Annotated in this window: 17 protein-coding genes; 16 read left to right on the plus strand and 1 reads right to left on the minus strand. The window is 37.2% G+C overall.

What is annotated here, in order from left to right; translation table 11 throughout:
• The first annotated feature begins 197 nt into the window (after positions 1-197).
• The 12 genes from gspC (at position 198) to CWS31_RS00950 (ending at position 12,439) form a co-directional block, all read left to right on the plus strand.
• Entirely contained in the window at positions 198-1,136 is a 939-nt protein-coding gene (gene gspC, locus CWS31_RS00895) for a type II secretion system protein GspC (RefSeq protein WP_246143250.1), read from the plus strand.
• Positions 1,137-1,328: 192 nt separating this feature from the next.
• Complete coding sequence (gene gspD, locus CWS31_RS00900; protein WP_101343273.1) at positions 1,329-3,401, plus strand: type II secretion system secretin GspD; 2,073 nt, start codon at positions 1,329-1,331, stop codon at positions 3,399-3,401.
• Complete coding sequence (gene gspE / locus CWS31_RS00905; protein WP_246143251.1) at positions 3,401-5,029, plus strand: type II secretion system ATPase GspE; 1,629 nt, start codon at positions 3,401-3,403, stop codon at positions 5,027-5,029. The genes gspD and gspE overlap by 1 nt, the downstream gene beginning before the upstream one ends.
• A gap of 87 nt (positions 5,030-5,116) precedes the next feature.
• Positions 5,117-6,358 (plus strand): type II secretion system inner membrane protein GspF, encoded by a 1,242-nt coding sequence (gene gspF, locus CWS31_RS00910; protein ID WP_101343274.1) that lies wholly within the window; start codon positions 5,117-5,119, stop codon positions 6,356-6,358.
• Between the two features lie 100 nt (positions 6,359-6,458).
• Complete coding sequence (gene gspG, locus CWS31_RS00915; RefSeq protein WP_101343275.1) at positions 6,459-6,890, plus strand: type II secretion system major pseudopilin GspG; 432 nt, start codon at positions 6,459-6,461, stop codon at positions 6,888-6,890.
• 126 nt (positions 6,891-7,016) lie between these two features.
• Positions 7,017-7,640, plus strand: coding sequence for a type II secretion system minor pseudopilin GspH (gene gspH / locus CWS31_RS00920; RefSeq protein ID WP_101343276.1), 624 nt, complete (start codon positions 7,017-7,019; stop codon positions 7,638-7,640).
• On the plus strand, positions 7,633-8,073 hold the full coding sequence (gene gspI, locus CWS31_RS00925; RefSeq protein ID WP_101343277.1) for a type II secretion system minor pseudopilin GspI: 441 nt from the start codon (positions 7,633-7,635) through the stop codon (positions 8,071-8,073). Before gspH ends, gspI begins: the two co-directional genes overlap by 8 nt.
• Positions 8,073-8,726 carry a type II secretion system minor pseudopilin GspJ gene (gene gspJ, locus CWS31_RS00930; protein ID WP_101343278.1) on the plus strand — a complete coding sequence of 218 codons (654 nt, stop codon included), beginning with the start codon at positions 8,073-8,075 and terminating at the stop codon, positions 8,724-8,726. Before gspI ends, gspJ begins: the two co-directional genes overlap by 1 nt.
• 2 nt (positions 8,727-8,728) lie before the next feature.
• Entirely contained in the window at positions 8,729-9,796 is a 1,068-nt protein-coding gene (gene gspK / locus CWS31_RS00935; protein WP_101343279.1) for a type II secretion system minor pseudopilin GspK, read from the plus strand.
• Positions 9,796-11,136: a type II secretion system protein GspL gene (gspL, locus tag CWS31_RS00940; protein WP_101343280.1), complete on the plus strand. Its 1,341-nt coding sequence runs from the start codon at positions 9,796-9,798 to the stop codon at positions 11,134-11,136. The genes gspK and gspL overlap by 1 nt, the downstream gene beginning before the upstream one ends.
• On the plus strand, positions 11,136-11,603 hold the full coding sequence (gspM, locus tag CWS31_RS00945) for a type II secretion system protein GspM (RefSeq protein WP_101343281.1): 468 nt from the start codon (positions 11,136-11,138) through the stop codon (positions 11,601-11,603). Before gspL ends, gspM begins: the two co-directional genes overlap by 1 nt.
• A gap of 80 nt (positions 11,604-11,683) precedes the next feature.
• Entirely contained in the window at positions 11,684-12,439 is a 756-nt protein-coding gene (locus CWS31_RS00950) for a type II secretion system protein N (RefSeq protein WP_101343282.1), read from the plus strand.
• Positions 12,440-12,518: 79 nt separating this feature from the next.
• Here CWS31_RS00950 and CWS31_RS00955 read toward each other — a convergent pair whose 3' ends face one another.
• Complete coding sequence (locus tag CWS31_RS00955) at positions 12,519-13,508, minus strand: 1-aminocyclopropane-1-carboxylate deaminase/D-cysteine desulfhydrase (protein WP_101343283.1); 990 nt, start codon at positions 13,506-13,508, stop codon at positions 12,519-12,521.
• Between the two features lie 488 nt (positions 13,509-13,996).
• On the opposite strand from CWS31_RS00955, the gene CWS31_RS00960 reads away from it, so the two are divergent.
• Genes CWS31_RS00960 through CWS31_RS00975 form a run of 4 tightly spaced genes read left to right on the plus strand, consistent with a single transcriptional unit; the run spans position 13,997 to position 16,619 of the window.
• Positions 13,997-14,968 carry a hypothetical protein gene (locus CWS31_RS00960; protein ID WP_101343284.1) on the plus strand — a complete coding sequence of 324 codons (972 nt, stop codon included), beginning with the start codon at positions 13,997-13,999 and terminating at the stop codon, positions 14,966-14,968.
• Complete coding sequence (locus tag CWS31_RS00965) at positions 14,958-15,560, plus strand: PilN domain-containing protein (RefSeq protein ID WP_101343285.1); 603 nt, start codon at positions 14,958-14,960, stop codon at positions 15,558-15,560. The genes CWS31_RS00960 and CWS31_RS00965 overlap by 11 nt, the downstream gene beginning before the upstream one ends.
• The gene (locus CWS31_RS00970; protein WP_101343286.1) at positions 15,560-16,252 is read left to right on the plus strand and encodes a hypothetical protein; all 693 of its coding nucleotides are present in this window, start codon (positions 15,560-15,562) and stop codon (positions 16,250-16,252) included. Before CWS31_RS00965 ends, CWS31_RS00970 begins: the two co-directional genes overlap by 1 nt.
• A 43-nt stretch (positions 16,253-16,295) precedes the next feature.
• Positions 16,296-16,619 (plus strand): hypothetical protein, encoded by a 324-nt coding sequence (locus CWS31_RS00975; RefSeq protein ID WP_101343727.1) that lies wholly within the window; start codon positions 16,296-16,298, stop codon positions 16,617-16,619.
• Positions 16,620-16,636: the final 17 nt, after the last annotated feature.

The raw sequence follows: 16,636 nt of genomic DNA on the forward strand, positions 1-16,636 counted from the left end.
TTAACATAACAAGTGCTATATCTGTGCGTTTAAATCTTTGTTAACATTTAATTCACTCAAATCACTGAAATTCGTGGAGTAACACTTGTTGCCAGCTCTATGGTCAAGTATCATTCCTGTTTGCTTCATAATAATAATGAGTAGTTGTCGTTAAAGTCGACAAGATAAATTCATAAATAACAATGATATAAGAATATATGCAACTTCCCACTAACATGACAGATTTATCCGCCCTATTGTCTCAACTCGGTCATAAACGTGTTGCGCAAACGGTGACGGTATTATTATTGATATATATTTCGTTTGTGGCGGCAAAAATAACCTGGTCTGTAGTACCGCAAAACCAGGGGAACCAAAACGCCTCACAAATCGCTAATGGAACAAATTCGAGCGCTAACAATACAAAAAAATTAATTGATGTTGCTAAAATTCAATCGCTTAATCTGTTTGGTTTATATAATGAAAGTGATGCTGAAACAATTGACATTGCCGCAGCTGAAGTGCCTGAAACAAAATTAAATTTAGTACTTTCTGGTTTAGTTGCCAGTGATAATAATGACACTGCAGCAGCAATAATTGAGTATCAAGGAAAGCAAGAAACTTACGGTGTTGGTGATATTATTGTTGGCACTCGAGCTAGTCTTGAGCAAGTGTTAATGGACCGAGTGCTGATCAAACAATCAGGAGCACTAGAAACTTTAATGCTTGATGGCTTTGATTATAATCAACCAGCATTAGGGATAAAGAGTAAGTCAGCCGCGCAAAAATCAAAAGTAGTTGATAGCCCTAAGGCTAGTACGGTTGATCAACGAAATAATGAACAGTTAACAGAGTCAGCCAAAGATGTACGTAGTGAAATTGCAAAAGACCCTGCAAACATAGGCGATTACTTGCGTATTTCACCTAAACGAAAAGATGGTAACATCATAGGTTATTCGTTACGCCCAGGTAAAAAGCCTGAGTTTTTTGAACTTGCGGGTTTAAAACCAGGTGATGTTGCAGTACAAATGAATGGTTATGATTTAACTGCGACAACACAGGCAATGCAAGCAATGGTTGAAATGAAAGAAGCCAGTAATATAACATTACTGGTTGACCGAGACGGTGGTTTAACCGAAATACTTATTAGCCTATAGTTTACCAAAATAGGCCATGAAAAAGTCACGAAACGAATTAATTTACATAATGAATACACTAAGTATGTGTTATGTATAAGTTATGAAATTATATAGAAAGATAGTTGTAACACTTTTCTGCTAAGGTATAAATAACCAGAGAAATGTCCCACTTAAACTTTCAGTTAAAATAATAAAGCAGAGATACTGATAATGATGAAAAAGTTTTTATTAACTGTAACTACGGCAATGGCCTTCAACTGTTTGTGTTTTATAGCACAAGCAAGTGCCGCAGAATATTCTCCAAATTTTAAAGGCACTGAAATTACCGAGTTCGTCAATATTGTTGGTAAAAACTTGCAAAAAACCATGATTGTTGATCCCAATGTTCGAGGGAAAATCAATGTCCGTAGTTATGATCTTTTAACTGAAAAACAATACTACCAATTCTTTCTCAATGTTCTTGAAGTCTATGGCTATGCAGCGGTAGAAACCGAAAATAATATTATTAAGATCATTCGTAATAAAGATGCCAAAACGGCAGCTATCCCAGTAATCGACAATGAAAGTAACATTATTGGCGACCAAATGGTTACTCGCGTTGTAGAAGTTAAAAACGTTACCGTACGTGAATTAGTTCCGCTATTACGCCAACTTTCAGATCAAGCAGGTGGTGGTAACGTAGTAAACTACGACCCAGCTAACGTTATTATGCTTACCGGTACAGCAGCTACTGTTAATCGTTTAGTTAAAATTATTGAACGAGTTGACAGAGCAGGTGACCAAGATGTTGAGATAATCAAACTACAATACGCTTCAGCAGGTGAAATGGTTCGAATTATTGAAGCAATGAGTAAGCCAGGCGGTGGTAAAGCAGGTCAGCCAACATTTTTGATCCCTACCATTGTCGCGGATGACCGTTCTAATAGTGTTATTGTCAGTGGTGAAATAAAAGCCCGTGAGCGTATTGCTCGTTTAGTTAAACGCTTAGACAGTGAGTTAGAAAGTAATGGTAATACCCGTGTTTATTACCTTAAATATTCTAAAGCAGAAGATTTAGTTAAAGTTTTACAAGGTGTTAGTGAAACAATTGCTACCGATGCTACTGGCTCAAAATCAAAATCACGTAATAGTTCAAAGGGTGACGTAAGTATTGATGCGCATGAATCAACTAACGCTTTGGTTATTACCGCAGAGCCCGACATGTTACGCTCACTTGAAGCGGTAATTCGTCAATTAGATGTTCGTCGTGCACAAGTATTGGTTGAAGCGATTATTGTTGAAGTATTTGAAAGTGACGGTATTAGTTTAGGTGTGCAATGGTACAACGAAGCGGGTGGCTTTACTCAATTTACTAATGGCCCAGCAAGTATTTCATCGGTAGCAGCAGGTGCTATTGCCGCTGAAGATATCCCTGGTACTACAGTCGTTTCAGAAAACGGCTCTACGACAGTTAACCCGTCAACCCAAGGTGATTATAGTATATTAGCGCAAGTACTTGGTAATGTGAGCGGTATGATGTTCGGTATTGCTAAAAATGATTGGGGTGCAATTATTCAAGCGGTAAGCAGCGATACCAACTCAAACATTCTAGCAACGCCAAGTATTACTACACTAGACAATGAAGAAGCTTATTTTATTGTTGGTCAAGAAGTACCAATTATTACTGGCTCGGCAACGGGTAGTAATAACACCAATCCATTCCAAACTGTCGACCGTCAAGAAGTTGGTATTAAACTACGTGTTACGCCACAAGTTAACGAAGGCGATGCTGTGCAATTAATTATTGAACAAGAAGTGTCGTCAGTAAGTGGTACAACTGGTGTTGATATTTCAATTAACAAAAGAGAAATCAAAACCACTGTAATGGCTGATAGTGGTGATACTGTTGTACTTGGCGGTTTAATTGATGAAGACGTACAAGAAAGTGTGCAAAAAGTTCCATTACTGGGTGATATTCCAATTATTGGCTACTTATTTCAATCAACGACTAATAGCACTCGTAAACGTAATTTAATGGTGTTTTTACGCGCCACTATTGTACGTGACTCTGCCTTAATGAAAGAAATCAGCGAAACGAAATACAACTATATTCGCGCGGATCAAATTCGTAGACAAGAAGAAGGTTTACGATTAATGAGTGATGAAAACATGCCAATTTTACCTGAATGGCAAGACAACTTAACGTTACCCCCGTCGTTTGACGAATATCAAAAAGACTTAGGGAAAAAGGGCGCTGATTTGCCAGTTCCGCCAAATGCAACACCAATAGAAGACAAGAACTAATGTCAAAAGAAGTTGAAGTAACAGCACTTGAAGAAATAACCTCACTTGATGACATAACATCACTTGACGATGTTGATTTAGCTTCGCTTGATGATATTGAAATTGGTGATATAAAAATTGGCGACACTGAGGTAGTAGATAAAGAGCAAGTAAGCAGCGCATGGTTGTTAACTTTTGCCTTCGCTAAGCGTTATAGTGTACTTATCACCGTAGATAAAGATACTGGGGGTTATATTCTTCACTGCTTGGCTAGCATACATTTTGATACTATTTTAGAAGTACGCCGAATTTTAAAAGCACCCTTTAGTGTTGAGTTTTTAGAGCCAACTGCATTCGAATTATTATTAACGCATACCTATCAACGAGACTCATCTGAAGCACAGCAGATGATGGAAGATATTGGTAATGAAGTTGATTTATATTCACTTGCTGATGAGTTCATTGAAAGTGAAGATTTACTTGAAAATGAAGACGATGCGCCGATTATTAAATTAATTAACGCCATGCTCAGCGAAGGTATTAAAGAAAGAGCGTCTGATATTCATATTGAAACCTTTGAAAATACTTTGCAAATTCGTTTTCGTGTTGATGGGGTGTTACGTGAAGTACTCAAACCAAATCGTAAATTAGCCTCGTTATTGGTTTCTCGTATTAAAGTTATGGCGAAGCTCGATATAGCAGAAAAACGTATTCCACAAGATGGTCGTATTTCTTTACGTATAGGTGGTCGTGCAGTTGATGTTCGTGTATCTACCATGCCTACAGGACACGGTGAACGCGTAGTTTTACGTTTATTAGACAAAAACGCAGCACGCTTAGACTTAAAAGAATTAGGCATGACCGATGTTACTCGAATTGATTTTTCAACCCTGATTGAAAAACCACATGGCATCATCTTAGTTACTGGTCCTACGGGCTCAGGTAAAAGTACCACATTATATGCTGGCTTATCTCAAATTGATGCGAAAGAACGTAACATTTTAACCGTCGAAGATCCTATTGAGTACGCTATTGAGGGGATTGGTCAAACTCAAGTAAATAGCAAAGTAGACATGACTTTTGCTCGAGGTTTGCGCGCCATATTACGTCAAGATCCTGATGTAGTAATGATTGGTGAAATTCGAGATTTGGAAACTGCACAAATTGCGGTACAAGCGAGTTTAACGGGTCACTTGGTATTATCTACGTTACATACCAATACCGCTGCAGGCGCAATAACACGTATGGAAGATATGGGCGTAGAGCCTTTCTTATTATCTTCAAGTTTATTGGGGGTCTTAGCGCAACGATTGGTTCGAACACTTTGTCCAACCTGTCGCGAGAGTCATTTACCTGATGCGGAAGAAAGGCAATTATTAGCCTTACCTGAAGATAATGAATTAGTGATTTACCGCGCAGTTGGCTGTAAAGAATGTAGTTTTAAAGGTTATCGTGGTCGAGTAGGTATTCATGAGTTATTACCTGTTGATGAAAAAGTCCGTGAACTTATTCACAATGGTCAAGGTGAACAGGCTATTGAAAAACATGTACGAAAAAATTATGCAAGTATCCGTCGCGATGGTTTCGACAAGGTAATGTTAGGTAAAACTACATTAGAAGAAGTGTTGCGTGTTACGCGTGAAGATTAATGGTTATATACCCATAATTAAGCGATAAACAACTAAGAGAATTAAACTAATTAACGATTGTCTACCCAATAATGATTATAAGTAAATATGGCATCTTTTGAATATCAAGCGGTTGATAGCCGCGGTAAAACTAAAAAAGGCGTTATCGACGGCGATACCGCCCGACAAGTACGTGGCTTGTTGCGTGATCAAGGCTTAATGCCTATTGAAGTGTCTTCTACTTTATCTAAAAGTAAAACAACCGAGGGTAAAAAAGGATTTGCGGCTAGCTTCAATAACAATGATGGTGGCAAAGTTTCTGCTTCGGAATTAGCACTGATCACTCGTCAGTTAGCGACATTAGTTGAATCAGGTTTGCCGCTAGAAGAATCATTAATGGCGGTTGGCGAACAATGTGAAAAAAACCGTATTAAAAGTATGATAATGGGGGTTCGTACTAAAGTTACCGAAGGTTACGGTTTATCTGAAAGTATGGCCGAATATCCTAAAATTTTTAACCGTTTATATAGAGCTATGGTTGCTGCGGGTGAAAAATCAGGACATTTAGATAAAGTACTTAATCGTTTAGCTGACTATACCGAACAACGTCAACAAATGCGCTCACAGCTTATTCAAGCTCTTGTTTACCCTATTATCATGACTGTTGTAGCAACAGGGGTAATTGCCATTCTACTGACTGCAGTAGTGCCAAAAATTGTAGGTCAGTTTGAACATATGGGTGAAAACTTGCCAGGTACAACCCAGTTTCTTATTGCCAGTAGTGATTTTCTTCGAGATTACGGTTTAGCGCTAGTAGTAATGGTGGCTGGCTTAATGTTCTTATTCTCACAAATGTTGAAAAAGCCTAAATATGAAATGGCTTTTCATAAAAACTTATTAAAAATTCCTGGCATAGGCAAAGTAGCTAAAGGTATCAACACAGCACGATTTGCCCGTACTTTGAGTATTTTAACTGCTAGTGCAGTACCTTTACTTGAAAGCATGCGCATATCAGGTGAAGTTTTAGATAATTTATTTATCAAACAAGAAGTCAAAGCCTCTACAGATAAAGTACGAGAAGGATCAAGCTTACGAGTTGCATTAGAGCAGACTAAATTATTTCCGCCCATGATGTTACACATGATAGCTAGTGGTGAAAAAAGTGGTCAATTAGAACATATGTTGAGCCGCGCAGCAGATAATCAAGATAAAGAGTTTGATGCTCTAGTTAGTATTTCGTTAAAAGCATTTGAGCCAGCGTTAATGGTAGCAATGGCAGGTGTGGTACTCTTTATTGTTATGGCAATATTACAACCGATTTTACAATTGAACAGTCTTGTCGGGGGGTAAAAAAAAACGGCGATAAACAGCCGGTAGTTAAAAGCAGTTAGTTAAAAAACATCAACATACATTGTTGAAATATGATTTTATCAGACGTTAGGAAAGCACTATGAACATGAAAAAAGCACAAGGTTTCACTTTACTAGAAGTGATGGTAGTTATAGTTATTTTAGGTATTTTAGCCAGTATGGTTGTGCCTAACTTAATGGGTAGCCAAGAGCGCGCTAACATGCAAAAAGCAGTATCTGATGTTACCGCATTAGAAACGTCTTTAAGCCTGTATAAAATGGATAATTATGATTACCCAACAACAGAACAAGGCTTAGATGCTCTTGTTGAAATGTCTGATGTAGAGCCAGAGCCACGTCGGTTCCCGGATGATGGTTATATTAAACGTTTACCTAAAGATCCATGGGGTAATGATTACGTTTTATTAAATCCTGGTGAGCAAGGTAAAATGGATGTTTTTTCAGTAGGCCCTGACGGTGAAGCTGGAACAGAAGATGATATTGGTAACTGGAATCTTGGCGATTTTCAGTAAGTAAAGGCTACCTTGTCGCGGTAAAATACAATTTAGGCGTGAATTGCACCCATTGATTAATCTCAACGCTATGCATTTCCTTTAAATTGCGCATTACAGCTTAAGGTTACCTACTGCAACATTAATATGAATTTTAAGCATCTCAAGCCAAAAGCACACAAAAATAAAGGCTTTACCTTAATTGAGGTAATGGTTGTTGTTGTGCTTATTGGTCTTATGGCAAGTTTGGTGCAATTTAATTTTTCAGGCACTAAACCTGGTGATAACTTAAAACATGAGAGCGCTCGTTTTGCCGCTATATTTGAAGTTGTTGCTGAATATGGCATGCTTAACAACATAGAGTTAGGTTTAATTGTTAAGAAAAATAGTTATGAGTTTGTAGGCTATGATGGCACGCGTTGGACTGAAATACCCGACCAAGACTGGGAAGTTAATGTTACCTTGCCAGAGGAAATGGAAGTAACACTTGAATTAGATGACCTACCAATTGAAGAGCCTTTGCTTTTTGACACCGACACCTTTAAAGAGAAAGATGAAGATGCTTTCACTTTATTATCTAAAGAAGAGCAAGAAGAGAAAATAATACCGCAAGTTTATATACTCTCAGGGGGAGATCTTACGCCGTTTAGTCTCACTTTTCGCATCATTGAAGAACTAGCCTACGCCCAAGATGCCGAAGACTTAGCTTACCGAGTAACGGGCATATATACCACGCCATTAACCATTGAGGGACCAGTCCTCAATGATTAAACCTATCCGTTATTTATTTAAAAATAATGCTATCAAGCAATATTCTAATAGTAAAAAATCAGCTTCCATAAACCGTGGCTTTACTTTAATTGAAGTAATGTTAGCAATGGCCATTTTTGCGATTGCAGGTGTCGCTTTACTTGGGGTTTCTGATAATAATTATCGGCATATTAGTCATTTAGAAGAACAGATGTTTGCTAACTGGGTTGCATCAAACCAGTTAGTAGAAAGCAGTTTAGATAAAACTTGGCCACCAAAAAATAATAAAAAAGGTGAAGTTACCATGGCAGGCAGAACCTGGTATTGGAAACAAAAAGTCATTAAAACGGCCAGTAATGATTTGCAATCAGTAGTTATTGAGGTACGGAAAAATGAAGACGATGAGCTAATTTCGGCGAGTTTAATGACTTATTTATCACAGGAAAAGCCCTGATGATAGCAAAACGTCATACCAGATCAGCGGTTAGCGCAGCACAAAAAGGTTTTACACTACTTGAAGTGTTAATCGCAGTTGCGATCTTTTCAGTGGTAAGTTTAGCTAGTTTTACCATATTTGATACCGTGCTACGTGGCGATGAAACGTCTAAGGTACGTAGCGAACAGCAAAATAATTTACAGCGAGCCTTTTTATTAATGGAGCGTGATTTCACCCAAATAACAAAGCGTACTATGCGCATTAATGGTGAAACAGCTACTGAGGATTTTATTCAAACTTCTGATGATAGTTTTGTCGCAGACGAGCAAGCTATTGCGTTTGTGCGTAATGGCTGGACAAACCCTGGTTTATTGCTACCACGTGGAGATTTACAAAGCGTCGCTTATCGTTTGGTTGATGGTACCTTAGAGCGATTACATTATAATTTTGTTGATGCTGTTGTTGGGCAAGAGCCAAGAGTAAGGCCATTAATTAGTAAAGTTAAAAGTGTTGAATTTGAGTATTATGATGGTCAAAAATGGCAAGAGAAATGGGATGGAAATACCTTACCCCAAGCAATTGCTATTGAAATTGACACAGAAGAATATGGCATGATCAGACGTCAGTTTTTAGTTGCAGGTGACCCTGTTAACACAAGTATTAAGCAATAATTATGTTGATTAAACTTATTAATGCCAAAATTAAACAGCAGGGCGTCGCGTTAATTACCGTTATGCTAATTGTCGCATTAGCCTCTATTATTGCAGCGCAAATGACTGCAAGATTACAAGTTCAAATGCAGCGCAGCACTAATATAAGTTTCAATCAGCAAGCCTACTGGTATGCTTTAGGGGCTGAAGCATTTAGCAAACGAGTATTAATTAAGGCTTTTAAAGATGAGCCTAAAGTGACGCATTTAGAGCAAATATGGGCAATTGGGGCAAACAGTTACCCCGTTGACTTTGGTGAGATTGGTGGTGAAATTAGTGATTTACAAAGTTGTTTAAACCTTAATGCGTTACACCCAAGTGCAAAAACAAAAAACCAAAGTAAAGCTGATGACTCAGCAACGGTAGATGACGCTAAGGCTACGGGAAGAAATGCTAATGATCTTAATAAACTACCAGCCGCAACCGTACTAGAAGCGCTACTTATTAACCTAGATATACAGGATATTAGTACTTTTGAAGCCGAAGCTATGGTTGAATCATTAACCGATTGGCTTGATAGTAATGATACTATTACCGGAACAGGCGGAGCAGAAGATAATGATTATGCTTCTCGAGAATTTCCATACCTAGCAGCAAATAACTTTTTAGGTAGTGTTAACGAATTAAGGTTAGTTGAGCATTTTACTCCACAGGTTATTTTAGCTTTAATGCCTTATGTGTGTGTATTACCACAAAACAGTCAACATTTAATCAATATCAATACCGTCAGTGCCGAACATCCTAAGTTAATACAAGCAATGCTTGATATCAGTTTAGAAGATGCGCAATCGGTATTAGGAGCCAGAGATAGCTCAGGTTATGAAGATTTAACTGATTTCTTTAACCTTCCTGAATTGACTGATGCTAAACTGGATGAATGGCAAAAAGCTCAGTTTGTTGTGGATAGCGACTATTTTAAACTCAAAGCTAATGCACGTTTTAATAATAGTTATTTTGACATGACTTCGATCATGCAAGTACAAAGTAACCAAGAAATTCAAATAATTAGTCGTACCATAGGACGTAACTAGTGACAGAAACTTTATTTATCCGTCTAGGAAGTCAACCTACCGATACTATATATTGGTTGATCGTTGATGAAAGTAGTGATGATGATCAAGCGATAATTGCCAGTGGTGATTTATCAGGTGCAGAGCAGCTCAGTGAGCTGACAAGCAAGGCAGAGCATAGAAAGGTCAAAATAATAGTACCTGGTTGTGACGTATTGCTTAAGTCATTAAAAATACCAGCAAAATCTAATCGCGCGGTACGTTTGGCTGCACCATACGTATTAGAAGACAGTGTGGCTGAAGATGTTGATAAACTATTTTTTGCCTATGCGGATCTACCGCATGATATTCAAGATAATAACTGTTTTGTCGCCATCGTATCTCATAGTCAGATGGCCCGTTGGATATCATGGCTGGCCGAGGCAGAAATAGAGACAACATTTATGTTGCCTGACGTACTAACAATACCTTATACCGAAAAAGGTTGGAGTGCGATCACCTTAGGTAATGCTCAACAAGAGCAAGTTATTGTTCGTCAACATTTATGGCAAGGTTTTACTTTAGACGCCAGTACATGGCAATTACAATGTGAAGCCTTTTCAAATCAAGCTGCTGAAATTTATGAAAATGATGAAAATGCGGAACCTCCTGTTAGTGTACATATTGAGGCATATTCACCATTAGCTTATAGCGATAAGTTTGATATTGCTGAAATGCCTGAAGAATTGCCTTTAGCATTAATGGCGAAAAACTATAGCAGTAAATTGAATCGCTTCAATTTACTGCAGGGTAAATACAAAGTTAAAGAAGTTCGCAGCCATGCGAGGCAACAATGGTTATGGGTTGCAGGTGTTGCAATGTTTGCCTTATTGTTAAACCTGAGTCATAAAGGTGCGCAACTGTGGCATCTTAATGCAGAGCAAGATAGAGTTCAGCAAAGTATTATTGATCAATATAAAGTCGCATTTCCTAAAACTAAAAGAGTTCGTGTTTCTACAATTAAATCACAATTAAATCGTGAACTGGCTTTGCTCGGTGGAGTTAGCGATAAAGAAGGCTTTTTAGCTATGCTTGCTAAAATACAGCCTGCTTTTGCTAAAGTACCGACCTTAAAACCAGAGTCGTTAAAATTTGACGGTAAACGGCAAGAGCTTCGCTTGCAGGCAACAGCGAAAGATTATCAAACGTTTGAAAAATTTAGTATAGCTTTAGCTGAAACGGGGTTAGAAGTTAAAAAAGGTTCGCAAAGTAATCAAGGTGAATTGGTGTCAGGCTCATTTAGCATCACTAACAAAACTAAAGGTAAGAAAACGGCGGCTATTTATCAGCAAAGCAACAAGCGCAATAAGGAAACATCATAATGAAAGCATGGTGGCAACATTTAAATACCCGAGAGCAACGCCTTGTTGCGGCTATGGCACTTGCTTGTCTTGTTTTTATTTTATATAGCACAATTTGGCAGCCACTTAATGATAGCTTAATTGAAGGTCAAGCCAAGCTAGAAAGAAACCAAGAAATGTTGACCTGGGTAGAAGAAAATACTGCTTTGTATCAAGAGGCGAAGAGAGCTAGTGGAAAAGGTCAGTCAAGTGGCAGTCTATCTAGTATTGCTAGTCGAACAGCAAAAACCTACAAATTAACTATTACCCGTATGCAACCGCAAGGTGATGATTTACAAGTGTGGATTGAAAACACTCCTTTTACTCAATTATTGTTTTGGCTTGAGCACCTAGCAAACAATGAAGGTTTACAAGTTCAAGCTATCGATTTATCACAGGGAAATCGTCCTGGGGAAGTGAATGTTAAACGTTTACATCTTGTTAAGTAACAGATGTAAACAAATAGCTTAAGCTGAGGTAAGCAAAGCTTTGTGGCTTTGTCATATTTAAGAGAATATAGAGAAATTAAATGAAGAAATGGTTCACTATTACCGCGATTTTTTTGACAAGTTATTTAGTGTTTCTTGTGGCAACTATGCCATTAGCTTTTTTAATAAATAATATGAGCTTACCTAAAAATGTCAATGTTGGCGTTGCTTCAGGAACTGTATGGCAAGGTAAAATCACCCATATATCATTAAGTAATAATCGTATAGAGCAAGTTAATTTAGATCTAAGCTTTTGGTCATTACTGCTCCTTTCTCCAGAAATAAATCTTAGTTTTGGTGATGCAATGCGAGATGGTCCTGAAGGTAAATTAACCTTAACTATTTCATCGAAAGAATTATTACTTAATGATGTTGAATTATTTCTTTCAGCCAATGATATTGCTCAACAATTGCCATTACCTATTCCAGCAACCGCACAAGGTAATGTTGAGTTAATATTAAGTGAATTTAAGCTTACTATGTCTAACAAACTAGCGTGTGAATACTCTCAAGGGCAAGTGACTTGGATAAGAGCAGGTGTTGTTGCGTTAGATAGAGATATTAAGTTAGGTTTACTTAAGGCTGATATTAGTTGTGAAGCGGGGGATTTGTTAGCAAAAATTCTGCCGAAAAATAACTTAGGGTTAAGTTTAGATGCGCGTGTAAATTTAGCAACTCAAAAACCATCGGGACAAGGATATTTACAACCGGGCGCTAAATTTCCTGCTGACTTGAAAGAAGCTTTAACTTTTCTTGGACGCCCTGACGAACAAGGTCGTTATGTGCTTAAATTCTAGCGGCAAAGTACTTTACAAAGTCGCATTTTAGTTGGTTATGAAGTTGGCTTTGTTTGTAACCTGTAAGGATAATATGCCGTTAAAACGTACCATCCAGCACAGTTTTAGGGGCAGGCCACTCATCACTATTTAACCTACCTTGTTCAATCATCCCGCCTAGGCCTTGTAATCCTCCAGTGTGTAACAACACAATTCGCTCGCCAGGTTTAAAATAGCCGTGTGTTAATAAATCGAGCATAGCTAAAATCATTTTACCAGAATAGACAGGCTCAAAAATCACCCCTGTTTGCTGATTAAATTCGAGCAGCCGTTCAACATCAGCATTACTAAATTTGCCATAGCCACCGCGATGAAATTCAGTGAGTAAATGCCAATTGCTATGCATAGTTAAAAGAGGCGTTTTTTGCGACTTTATTCGGCTGTGAAGTAAGCTTTCAATATCATCAAGTAAATATTCTGCTTGTTTTAATACCGCAACACCTACAATTTTATGTTGCGGGTATTGCTCGTTACAGTCACCCGCAATTAAACCTGTTAAAGTACCACCACTGCCTACAGGAGTGAGTAAAGTATCAAACTCAGTTTGTTGATTTAACTCAGTAATAACTTCAGCCACGCCACTTATTGCCAACGAATTACTACCGCCCTCAGGTATGATGAAATAGTCAGGATAAAGTTGTTTTAACTCGCTAAGGTAGTCCGTATCAAATCGACGACGATAGGTTTTACGATCAACAAAATGACATCTCATTCCCCAGTGTCTTGCCCAGCTTAAGGTAAAGTTATTCGCATAATTTTCTTCTCCGCGAATAATGCCGATACAAGGTATGTTTTGTAGTTTACAAGCATAAGCAAAGGCATGAATATGATTAGAATAGCTACCACCAAAGGTTAATGCACCTACGTAATTACCTTCAGTTATTTGAGTAAGGTTGTACTTTAGCTTTCGCCATTTATTGCCTGAAATAATGTCATGCAGTTGATCATCTCGTTTGATTTGCACACTAACTTGGTATTTATCAAACAGCGGGTGTTCTAATTTGTGTAATATTGATAATGAGTTAGGCATATTTTTATCATTGAGGAAAGTTAATCATAGTCTTATTGTTATTATAAACGAGAATAGTATTACTCAGGAGTTTCTAAAAAGATATTTATTAACCTGAATTCGGGGATAAGCAAAATACTACAACAGCCTTAATTATCAATATTACTGTGTTTTGATAGCTCCCAATAACCTGTTATTGGCTTCGCTTTCCTGCCTTGTACTACGAATAATTAAAGCTATTGTAGAGGTAAGCTTCTAAGTGATTGATATTATTATTCTACTCACTTTCATTACCCCGAACTCAGGTTTATTAATAAAAATTGGCCGTGAATAATAATTTCAAAATCACTTCTTTTAATGTAACTAAAAATAAAATGTGTTATTTGATAATAAAATTTGCACTTAAGCGACTAATAAACTTAACTAATAATAGCCAGTAATACTTGCTCTGTAAGCATGACAAAGGGTATATTGAAAATAATTTTAGCACGATGGGATATTGCCTATAAATGTCGTTTTTAACAAAAATAAGCCAAATTTTTTCAAAGAGCGGCCCTAAAAAACATATTGGTATTGCTTTTCAGCAGCAAGGTATTTCTTTGTGCTCTATTCCAGATCTAAGCTTTGATAATGAAGGTGCTGAAGCTAAAATTGGCAAAGTAATTTTTCAACACGAAAAAACCTATAACGCTAATTTTATTAAAACTATTCAGGCATTTCATAATGAAAATGATTTGGATGGCAAAGTGACTCTAGTGCTTAGTGAAGCGCAATCTCATATTGTACAGGTAGACAAGCCGACTGTTTCTGATGAAGAAATAAATAGCGCCTTAAAATGGCAGGTGAAAGATTTAGTCAGTATTTCCGCTGACAACATGTTGCTAGATTATTATGACGCGCCAAGGCTTGCAGGTGGTAAAGAGAAAATTAATGTAGTTTGCGCGCCGTTAGATGAACTTAAAAATATTGTTATGGCTACTGAGCAAGGCTCGTTAAAGGTTGAGGCCATAATTACCCAAGAATTTGCTTTCGCAAATTTACTCCCTGCGCAAAGTGATGCTATTTTATTGGTTTGTTCGCAGCCTGATGAAGAGATTGTGTTAATTATAGTGAAAGACAATCAAATATTCTTTCACCGACGTTTACGCGGCTACGCGAATATTGCTGATAAAACAGAAACAGAATTATCTTCTCGGATTATTGATGATATTAGTTTAGAAATTCAACGCTCTACAGACTATTTTGAGCGGCAATTAAAACAAGCTCCAATTAAAGGTATTAAAGTCTTATTACCGATAACATTAGAAAGTGTTTTTGTCGAAAAATTAGCTGAGAATACTGCTGCACCAGTAAGTTTATTAGAGTTACCTCGTCCTTATCATCAACATAGAGAGTTTGCAGCAGCCATTGGTGCTAGTATAGAGAATATCCCTTACGACAGTGAAGTAGATGCTTCAGAGGGAGCGCATTTTGACCACTAAAAAAACGATTAATTTACTACAAGCTGAGCTCTATCCAGAAAAAGCTTTACTAACATTAAGTAAGGTTATGGTAATTTGGCTCGGGCTATTGTTTATCATGGTAATATGGTCATTTGTTACCGCCCTTAACTACAATGAGGCGCTAATAATTCATGACGCCTTGAAAAGAGAGCAGCAACAAAAGCAAAATCAAACGAAACAATTAGAAGTTAAATTAGCAAATAGACAAATAACTCCAGCCTTAAAGCAAAACCTTAATACCTTAAAATTGGTTATGCAGCATAAAGATGCATTATTAAGTAAACTTACCGACTCTAATGAGACTTTTGCTGGTGGTTTTGTCATGGTAATGAACAATTTGTCAGAAATGCATCATAAAGATATCCGCTTGCAACATATAAGTGTTAATTCAGCAAATATGAGCTTTTCTGGACTTGCTCTCAATCCACAAGCGGTACCTGCATGGCTAGCAGGCTTTAAACAATCACGTTTATTGTCAGGTAAAGAATTCTTAAATTTCAAACTCACTCAAAATAAAGATAATCTTACTGAGTTTGTTGTTAGCTCAACAGCTAAAGAAGGTAAAGGCTAATGAAGCAGCAATGGCAAAACTATAGTGACAGGTTTCTTCAACTAACGAGTAGAGAACAGTTTCTTGTTTTAATTACAGGCCTAGTGGCAATATTTTTTATTAGCTCTTACCTATTTATTGATGAAAAAAGTACTAAATCACTAAACTTTGAGAAGCAAAGTAAATCAATGCGATCTAGTATTAAAACATTGAACTACTCAATTGAACAATACCAAGCGGCGCTGCAGTTAGACCCTAATACTGATACTCTTAAGCAAATTGAACAGCTTGAAACTAAATTAGACAATCTAGACAGCCAACTAGTATTGTTAACAACAGAGCTAATTAGTCCCACAGAAATGCGTGAAGCTTTACTTAAGTTACTTAAATTAGAGCCTGGGGTGTCATTATCATCTTTTGAATTAATTGGCGCTAAACCTTTATTAGAAATTGCGGCTGCAACTGCTAATTCTCAGGAAGTAAATACCATGCCTTCATCAGAACAGCTTGGTTTAAATTTATACAAACACGGTATTAAATTAAAGTTGTCGGGAGAGTATTTTCAATTACGTAATTACTTACAACAGCTTGAACAATTAAAATGGAAATTCTTTTGGCAAGACTTTCAGCTTCAAGTAACTGAATACCCTTTAAATGAAGTTGAAGTTATTATTTATAGTTTAGGATTGAATAAGGAGTTTATTGGTGTTTAATCTTCTTTTAAATTCACTGTTATCTATCTTCTTAGGGCTAATCATGATGTTCATATCATTTATAAGCTCAGCCGAAGCTCTCGATCCTACTCAACCATTTGGGAGCAGTGGAGCAGGTAATGGTAATACTTCACTTAAACATGAAGATAGTTTTACCTTAACTTCTATCATCCATGGTGACGGCATACATACTGCTGTTATCAATGGTAAAATATATAAAATGTTTGACTATGTTGGTGAATACCGGATCACTGCAATTAACAACCATAGCGTGGTCTTACGTAGTAAATCTGAACGATTAAAAATTAATGTTTTTAAAAGTCAAGGTTTCACCAGTAGCGTTATAGAAAGCACAGTAGCTCACTAATGATAAAAATAAGTCCC

The organism is Colwellia echini, from assembly GCF_002843355.2.
Classification (GTDB): domain Bacteria; phylum Pseudomonadota; class Gammaproteobacteria; order Enterobacterales; family Alteromonadaceae; genus Colwellia; species Colwellia echini.